General features: G+C 69.9%; 9 protein-coding genes. 3 read left to right on the top strand and 6 right to left on the bottom strand.

Annotation, left to right across the window (positions count from 1 at the left end):
• From EES42_RS02010 to EES42_RS02000, 3 genes are all read right to left on the bottom strand, one after another.
• A partial coding sequence (locus tag EES42_RS02010; protein ID WP_206433337.1) for a cellulose binding domain-containing protein occupies positions 1–1062 on the bottom strand: 1062 nt, incomplete at its 3' end.
• A gap of 174 nt (positions 1063–1236) precedes the next feature.
• Positions 1237–1890, bottom strand: coding sequence for a response regulator (locus EES42_RS02005; RefSeq protein ID WP_124716358.1), 654 nt, complete (start codon positions 1888–1890; stop codon positions 1237–1239).
• The gene (locus EES42_RS02000; RefSeq protein WP_124716357.1) at positions 1887–3083 is read right to left on the bottom strand and encodes a sensor histidine kinase; all 1197 of its coding nucleotides are present in this window, start codon (positions 3081–3083) and stop codon (positions 1887–1889) included. Before EES42_RS02000 ends, EES42_RS02005 begins: the two co-directional genes overlap by 4 nt.
• A gap of 152 nt (positions 3084–3235) precedes the next feature.
• Here EES42_RS02000 and EES42_RS01995 point away from each other — a divergent pair, with 152 nt between their 5' ends.
• The gene (locus EES42_RS01995) at positions 3236–3787 is read left to right on the top strand and encodes a hypothetical protein (protein ID WP_124716356.1); all 552 of its coding nucleotides are present in this window, start codon (positions 3236–3238) and stop codon (positions 3785–3787) included.
• Between the two features lie 33 nt (positions 3788–3820).
• On the opposite strand, the gene EES42_RS01990 is transcribed toward EES42_RS01995, so the two are convergent.
• From EES42_RS01990 to EES42_RS01980, 3 genes are read right to left on the bottom strand one after another with little or no spacing between them, the layout of a single operon-like run.
• Positions 3821–4393, bottom strand: coding sequence for a cob(I)yrinic acid a,c-diamide adenosyltransferase (locus EES42_RS01990; protein WP_124716355.1), 573 nt, complete (start codon positions 4391–4393; stop codon positions 3821–3823).
• Between the two features lie 13 nt (positions 4394–4406).
• Positions 4407–5156, bottom strand: coding sequence for an ABC transporter permease (locus EES42_RS01985; RefSeq protein WP_124716354.1), 750 nt, complete (start codon positions 5154–5156; stop codon positions 4407–4409).
• Positions 5157–5198: 42 nt separating this feature from the next.
• Positions 5199–5981: an ABC transporter ATP-binding protein gene (locus tag EES42_RS01980; RefSeq protein ID WP_124716353.1), complete on the bottom strand. Its 783-nt coding sequence runs from the start codon at positions 5979–5981 to the stop codon at positions 5199–5201.
• 83 nt (positions 5982–6064) lie between these two features.
• On the opposite strand from EES42_RS01980, the gene EES42_RS01975 reads away from it, so the two are divergent.
• Both EES42_RS01975 and EES42_RS01970 read left to right on the top strand, forming a co-directional pair.
• Entirely contained in the window at positions 6065–6706 is a 642-nt protein-coding gene (locus tag EES42_RS01975; protein WP_124716352.1) for a TetR/AcrR family transcriptional regulator, read from the top strand.
• 162 nt (positions 6707–6868) lie between these two features.
• Positions 6869–7717, top strand: coding sequence for a 3-hydroxyacyl-CoA dehydrogenase family protein (locus EES42_RS01970; RefSeq protein ID WP_124716351.1), 849 nt, complete (start codon positions 6869–6871; stop codon positions 7715–7717).
• Positions 7718–7767: the final 50 nt, after the last annotated feature.

Here is a 7767-nt window from a genome sequence, read left to right as displayed (position 1 = left end):
GGACCACAGCACCTTGATGTTCGGGTACTTCGCCTTGAGCTTGCGCAGCTGGTTGAAGCTGCCGCGCAGCGGCTGGTCCCAGGTGTCGGCGACGCCGTCGACGGACTTGTCGGCGGTGTACGCCATGTCGTAGTCGGCGTAGGAGTCACCGATGGTGCACTTGCCGCCCTGGACGTTGCCGAAGGCGTAGTTGATGTGCGTGATCTTCGCGGCGGAACCCGAGGTGTCCAGGTTCTTGACGTGGTAGTTCCGGCCGTAGACGCCCCAGTCGGTGAAGTAACCGAGGTTGACCTTGGCGCCGGTGCCGGGGTCGGGGTTGCCGCCCCCGCCGGTGGTGTGGACCTTGACGGCGCCGCTGACCGGGCCGGTCTGGTCGGCGGTGTCACGGGCCTGCACGGTGTACGAGTAGTCGGTGCCGGCCTTGAGGCCGGAGTCCGTGTACGTCGTGCCGGTGACGGTCGAGACGACCGCGCCGTCCCGCAGCACGTCGTAGTTCTTGATGCCGTTGTCGTCGGTCGCGGAGGTCCAGCTCAGCTTGGCCGAGGTGTCGGTGACGGCGCTCGCGGTGGGGGTGCCCGGTGCCGAGGGGGCGTTGTCGCCGGGGACGCTGCCGCCGTCGCAGGAGGCGCCGTTCAGCTTGCAGCCGGAGGGGGCGCCGGGGCCGGTGCCGTTGAAGCCGAAGCTGACGGAGGCGCCGGGGGCGACCGAACCGTTCCAGCCGAGGTTCTTGGCGGTCCAGTGGGTTCCGGAGCTGGTGACGGTGGCGTCCCAGGCGGAGCCGACCGCGGTGCCGGAGGGGAAGTCCCACTCGATGGTCCAGGAGGACAGGGCGGTGGTGCCGGTGTTCTTCACCGTCCACTGGCCCTCGAAGCCGCTGCCCCAGTCGGACTTCTTGACGAAGGAGGCGGTCGCCGAGGTGGCGGCCTCGGCGGGGGAGGCCAGGCCGACCATCGCGGCGAGCGGGAGCAGCAGCGCGGTGAGGCCCGCTACCGCTCTTGATCTGGTGGCTCTGCCGGTCCCGAATCTGAATCGGGTCCGGCGTAGGGGGGTTTCAGTGCTCAACGGTGCTCCTCGGGTGAGGTCCGGACAAACGGGGGTGGTCCGTCGACTGCAAACCCTGCGCCGCCCTGAGCGCGCCTTGTCATGGCGTGCTCACCGCAGTGTGCTCGGTGAGATTAGGAAGGTCTGGACCAATCGTCAAGAGGTCCAGACCATGGAACATGCCTTACCGGTGGGTTACCGGATTCCCAACTCCTGTGCCAGCACGGCCGCCTGGACCCGGCTGCGCAGCTCCAGCTTGCCCAGCAGCCTGCTCACATGGGTCTTCACCGTCGCCTCCGCCACGGAGAGCCGGACCGCGATCTCGGCGTTGGACAGCCCCTCGCCGAGACAGCCCAGAACCTCCCGCTCCCGCCGGGTGAGCGCGTCGAGCACCGAGGGGTCGGGCGTGTTCACCGGCGCTACGGGAGGGGCCCCGGCGAACTCGGCGATCAGCCGGCGCGTCACGGCCGGGGCGATCAGCCCCTCGCCGCGCGCCACCGTCCGTACGGCGTCCAGCAGATCGCGTGCGTCGGTGTTCTTCAGCAGGAAGCCGGCGGCCCCCGCCCGCAGCGCCCCGAAGACGTACTCGTCCAGGTCGAACGTGGTCAGCACCAGTACGTCCGCGAGCCGTTCGGCCACCACCTGCCTGGTCGCCGACACCCCGTCCAGCCGCGGCATCTGAATGTCCATCAGCACCAGGTCCGGCCGCAGCTCGCGGGCCAGCCGCACCGCCGCCTCGCCGTCCCCGGCCTCGCCCACGACCTCGATGTCGGGGGCGCTGCGCAGAATGAGCACCAGCCCCGCCCGTACGGCCGACTGGTCCTCGGCGACCACAACCCGGATCGTCATGTCCTCGATGCCCCTTCCTCCACGGGCAGTTCGGCCCGTACCCGCCAGATCTTCGTGCCGTCGCCGGTGGTCGACGGGCCGGCCTCGATGGTGCCGCCCAGCAGTGCCACCCGCTCCCGCATCCCCACCAGACCGGCCCCCGAGCCGGGTGCGCGCGGCCCGGGGCGGTCCCCGAACACGCTGCTGACCTCCACCGTGAGCAGCTGCCCCACCTGCCCGATCCGCACCGTGACCGGGCCGGGCGCGGCATGCTTGAGCGCGTTCGTCAGGGACTCCTGGACGATTCGGTACGCGGCCAGCTCGACCGGCGTGGGCAGTGTGCCGCACTCGTCCCGGGTGTTCTCGAACGTGCAGGTCAGCCCGCTCGACGCGGCGTTCGTACGGGTCTGCTCGATCAGTGCGTCCAGCGAGGCGAGGGTGGGGGAGGCGGCCGGTTCCTGCGCATTGCCCCCGGTGCGCAGCAGTCCGATCAGCCGGCGCATCTCGGCGAGCCCGTCGACGCTGTTCTCCCGGATCACGCCCAGGGCGTCGCGGGAGGTGGCCGGGTCGTCGATGGAGAGCGCGGCGGTGGAGTGGATGGCGATCGCGGAGAGGTGGTTGGCCACCATGTCGTGGAGTTCGCGGGCCATCCGGGTGCGCTCGGCGGTCACCGCCTGGGCCCGGTCCATCTCGGCCAGCAGCGCGGTCTGTTCGGCGTGCAGCCGGGCCGTCTCGGCGGCGTCGCGGTGGTTGCGGACGCTGACCCCGGTGATGGCGGGCAGGAACGACACCATCGCGGTGACGACACCGATGAGCAGTGCCTGGGCGTTGCGGAACCAGGCCAGGAACCCGATGGTGATCGCGATCGTGATCAGGAACGTGGTCACCGGGATGCGGCGGGCGGCGGACGGTGTCCCGTACAGCACGGCCGCGTACATCAGGTCCGTGAACATCAGCACCGTAGCCAGGTTCCCGACCGTGAACTGGTCCGCGACCAGTGCGAGCGTGCCGATGACCAGGGCCGTCTGCGGGGCGGTCCGGCGGACCAGTTCGAGCGCCGAGACGACGGCGAGCGGCAGCAGGGAGACCCAGGGGGCGGTGAAGGTCCGGTTGCCCTGGAGGCTCAGGCCGAGCGCCCACAGGACGAGGCCGCCGAGGAGACCGATGACCGCCAGGAGCGCGTCGTGGCGGTGCGGCCGGGGAAGTGGGAGCACCCTCCCATCCAACACGGCGGCCCGCGCCCGGACCTCCGTACCTGGGGTGAGGCGCGAGTACATCGAAGGATGCAGTCGTGGTTCGTCATCGCCGACGACGAATCCGGGCGGCGCGGCCGGGAGGCTGGAGGGGAGCGGAAAGGGGAAGTGTCGTGATCGTCACGCTGATCGTGCTCTGCGAAGTCGCCTTCTGGGTGCTGCTGGCCGCGGGGCTCGCGCTGCGGTACTGGGCGAAGAAGCCGAGGCTGGGCGCGGCCGTGCTGCTGTGCGAGCCGCTGCTGGAGGTCGTACTGCTGGTGGTGACCGCCATCGACCTGAAGAACGGGGCACAGCCCGACTGGAAGCACGGGCTGGCCGCGGTCTACATCGGCTTCACGGTGGGGCTCGGCCACTCCACGATCCGCTGGGTCGACGCACGGGTCGCGCACCGCTTCGCGGGCGGGCCGCCGCCCGTGAAGCCGCCGAAGTACGGCATGGCACGCGCGGTGCACGAGTGGAAGGTCGCGGCGCGCTGGACGGTCGCGGCGGTGACGGCTCTGGCGCTGCTCCAGGCGGCCGTCTGGTACGTGGGCGGGGACGGCGACGTGTCGTCGTTACAAGCCTGGCAGCAGAAGATGCTGTTCGTGATCGGGATCAACGTGGTCATCGCGGGGAGCTACACGCTGTTCCCGAAGACGGCGCCTACGTCGGGGCCGTCGAGCTGACCCCGGCCCGTCCCGGTCCGCGGACCGGGACGGCTACCGCTCGCCGCCCGGCACCCACAGCACGTCGCCGACCTCCTTGTTCGCCGTCCGCGCGAGGATGAACAGCAGGTCGGAGAGCCGGTTGAGATACGTCGCGGTCAGCGCGTTCATCACCTCGCCGTGCACCTCCAGCGCCGCCCAGGTGGACCGCTCCGCGCGCCGGACCACCGTGCACGCCTGGTGCAGCAGCGCCGCACCGGGCGTGCCGCCCGGCAGGATGAAGCTGCGCAGCTTCTCCAGCTGCTCCAGGAAGTGGTCGCAGTCCGCCTCCAGCTTGTCGACGTAGCTCTGCTCCACCCGCAGCGGCGGGTACTTCGGGTCCTCGGCCACCGGGGTCGACAGGTCCGCGCCCACGTCGAACAGGTCGTTCTGCACACGGACGAGGACCTTCACGACGTCCTCGGGGAGCTGCCCGAGCGCGATCGCGGTACCGATGACGGCATTGGCCTCGTTGGCGTCGGCGTACGCGGAGATCCGCAGATCGGTCTTGGCGGTCCGGCTCATGTCGCCGAGGGCGGTGGTGCCCTGGTCGCCGGTGCGCGTGTAGATACGTGTCAGATTGACCATGCGGTCAGCCTAGTCAGGCACCTGCTCTCCGGAAGACGCGTGTGCCGACTGTCACGGAGACAGCCGCGAAGCCGAGCGAGACCAGCACCCCGTACAGCATGTGCGCGGTGGCGTACGAGCCCACGTACGCGTCCCGCACCGCGTCCACGAGGTAGCGGAACGGCGTGAGGTGCGAGAGCACGTCCAGCCAGCCGGGGCCCAGCGTCATCGGGAGCATCAGGCCGGACAGCAGCATGGACGGCATGGTGAGTGAGTTGATCACCGGCCCGAACTCCTGCGGGGTGCCGACCTTCATGGCCAGGGCGTACGAGAGCGAGGCCAGCGAGACCGTCAGCAGCCCGACGAACGCGAAGCCGATCAGCACCCCGGGCAGGGGCGCGCGCAGCCCCATCGCCACGGCGGCGAGCACCAGCAGCACCGCCTGGAACATGAACAGCAGCGCATCGCGCAGGACCCGGCCCAGGAGCAGCGCGAGCCGGCTGACCGGGGTCACCCGCATCCGCTCCACGACCCCGGTCGACTTGTCGATGATGATGGCGAACCCGGCGAACGAGGCCCCGAACAGGCCCAGCTGGAGCAGCAGTCCGGGGACCAGGACCTGCCAGGAGTCACCGGCCGAACCGAGCGGCAGCCCGGTGAGCAGCGGGCCGAAGAAGAGCAGGTAGAGCAGCGGCATGAGGATGCCGAAGAGGATCTGGAACTTCGAGCGCAGGGTCTGCCGGGCGTACCGGCCGAAGACGAGCGCGGTGTCGTGGAGAAGCATCAAATTCCTTCAGGCGGTTCAGCGGTTCGACGGCCAGGTCTTCTAGACGGCGACGGGGGCGGCGTCGGCGGGTGCGGGGGCGCGCCCGGTGATCGCCAGGAACGCGGCCTGGAGCGAGGCGTCGGGCGAGCCCGCGTACCGGGTCTTCAGCGCGGCCGGCGTGCCCTCGGCCACGACCAGTCCGCCGTCGACCACGACGAGCCGGTCCGCGAGCGCGTCGGCCTCGTCGAGGTAGTGGGTGGTGAGCACGACGGTCGTGCCGTACGTGTCGCGCAGCCGGCGCACCAGCTCCCACAGGTCGGTGCGGCTGCCCGGGTCGAGCCCGGTGGTCGGCTCGTCGAGGAAGAGCACAGCCGGGCGGTGGGTGAGCCCCATCGCGATGTCCAGCCGACGCCGCTGACCCCCGGAGAGCGTCGCCGTCTTCCGGTCGAGCAGCTCCGAGAGGCCCAGTCCGGCGGCGAGCTCCGCGGCCCGGGACGCTGCCGCCGCCTTGCCGAGCCGGTAGAGCCGGCCCTGGGTGACCAGCTCCTCCCGGACGCTGATGTGGGGGTCGACGCCGCCCGACTGGGCCACGTACCCGCACTTCTTCCGTACGCCCGCCGGGTCCGCGAGCAGATCGCAGCCGGCCACCGTGGCCGCGCCCCCGGTGGGGGCGAGCAGCGTGGTGAGCATGCGCAGGGTGGTGGTCTTCCCTGCCCCGTTGGGGCCGAGGAGGCCGACGATCTCGCCGGCCGCGACCGTCATGTCGATGGAACGTACGGCCTCCACCGGCCCGGCCTTGGTGATGAAGGTCCGGGCGAGCCCGGCCGTGCTGATGATTGACATAGCGACTACAAAAACAGAGTCACTTAAAAATTGCAATGACACCAAATATTGAAGAACCCCAGGAGAGTCCTACGATGGGGGCCATGGCTGAGGGACTCAGGGAGCGCAAGAAGCGCCAGACCAGACAGCACCTCTCGGACGTGGCCACCGGTCTCTTCCTGGAGCGGGGCTTCGACGCGGTCACGATCGCGGAGATCGCCCGCGCCGCCGACGTCTCGGTGAACACGGTCTACAACTACTTCCCGACCAAGGAGGACCTCTTCCTCGACCGCAGCCGGGGCATCGTCGACCGTCTCTCGCGCTACGTCCGGGGCCGGGACCGGGGCGAGTCCGCGGCCGACGCCGTACTGCGCGAACTGCGCATCCAGGTCGAGGGCGTCTCGCCCACCGTCGGTCTGATGGAGGGTTACGAACGCTTCATGCGGGTCATCGAGGGCGCGGACGGCCTCAAGGCCCGCCTCTGGCACGTACAGCAGGAGGTCCTCCAGCATCTGGAATCGACGCTCCAGGAGGAGTCCGGGGCGGAACCGGGGGACCCGACGCCGGTCCTGGTGGCCGGTCAGCTCCACTGGGTGCACAGCACGCTCACGGCCTACATCGGCCGCGAGATGGCGGCCGGCCGTGGGGCGGCCGAGGTGTCCCGGGACGCGCTCGTCCTGCTCGACGACATCGAGGACCTGCTCGGCGAAAAGGTCCTCAACTACGCCCGGCGCGCCGCTGAATGAGGGGTGCCGGTGTGATGTCCGTCATGTGAGACGTGACGCGCATCTCTTCACGGCCCCAGCGCCCCTCACGGGTACTAATCTCCGCCGGAGAGCATGTGAAAAACCGTTGAGGGCCGTGCAGGGACCAGCTGCAGAGGCGAACAGAAACCAAGGGGTGCAGACGTGGCCAGGAAGCTCGCCGTCATCGGAGCCGGACTCATGGGGTCCGGCATCGCGCAGGTCTCCGCCCAGGCGGGCTGGGACGTGGTGCTGCGTGATGTCACCGACGAGGCACTGGCCCGTGGCCGTGACGGCATCGAGGCGTCGTACGGCAAGTTCGTCTCCAAGGGCAAGCTGGACGCGGCCGACGCCGAGGCCGCGCTCGCCCGCATCACGACCACCACCGACCTCGACGCGGTCGCCGACGCGGATGTCGTCGTCGAGGCCGTCTTCGAGAAGCTGGAGGTCAAGCACGAGATCTTCCGGGCGCTCGACAAGATCGTCCGGGACGACGCGGTGCTCGCCTCCAACACCTCCGCCATCCCGATCACCAAGATCGCGGCCGTGACCGAGCGCCCCGAGCGCGTCGTCGGTGTGCACTTCTTCTCGCCGGTCCCGATGATGCAGCTCTGCGAACTCGTCCGCGGCTACAAGACCAGCGACGAAACCCTCGCCACCGCGCGGGAGTTCGCCGAGTCCGTCGGCAAGACCTGCATCGTCGTCAACCGTGACGTCGCGGGCTTCGTCACCACCCGGCTGATCTCGGCGCTCGTCGTCGAGGCCGCCAAGCTGTACGAGTCGGGCGTCGCCTCGGCCGAGGACATCGACATCGCCTGCAAGCTGGGCTTCGGCCACGCCATGGGCCCGCTCGCCACCGCGGACCTGACCGGCGTCGACATCCTGCTGCACGCCACCGGCAACATCTACACCGAGTCGCAGGACGAGAAGTTCGCCGCGCCGGAGCTGATGCGCCGGATGGTGGACGCAGGTGACATCGGCCGCAAGAGCGGGCAGGGCTTCTACACGTACTGATCGTTTTCGGTCCTCCGGTTGCCTGATCTGCCGTCGATCGGGCCCGGAGG

The organism is Streptomyces sp. ADI95-17, from assembly GCF_003846175.1.
In the GTDB taxonomy this organism is placed as follows: domain Bacteria; phylum Actinomycetota; class Actinomycetes; order Streptomycetales; family Streptomycetaceae; genus Streptomyces; species Streptomyces sanglieri.
The sequence above is the reverse complement of the archived record's forward strand: the minus strand, read 5'-3'. Positions and strand labels throughout refer to the sequence as shown.

What these genes read in the sequence shown, in the direction of transcription:
- EES42_RS02005 (WP_124716358.1), bottom strand. Translation starts at nt 1,890, where the DNA reads ATGACGATCCGGGTTGTGGTCGCCGAGGACCAGTCGGCCGTACGGGCG.
- EES42_RS01990 (WP_124716355.1), bottom strand. Translation starts at nt 4,393, where the DNA reads ATGGTCAATCTGACACGTATCTACACGCGCACCGGCGACCAGGGCACC.
- EES42_RS01985 (WP_124716354.1), bottom strand. Translation starts at nt 5,156, where the DNA reads ATGCTTCTCCACGACACCGCGCTCGTCTTCGGCCGGTACGCCCGGCAG.
- EES42_RS01980 (WP_124716353.1), bottom strand. Translation starts at nt 5,981, where the DNA reads ATGTCAATCATCAGCACGGCCGGGCTCGCCCGGACCTTCATCACCAAG.
- EES42_RS01975 (WP_124716352.1), top strand. Translation starts at nt 6,065, where the DNA reads ATGGCTGAGGGACTCAGGGAGCGCAAGAAGCGCCAGACCAGACAGCAC.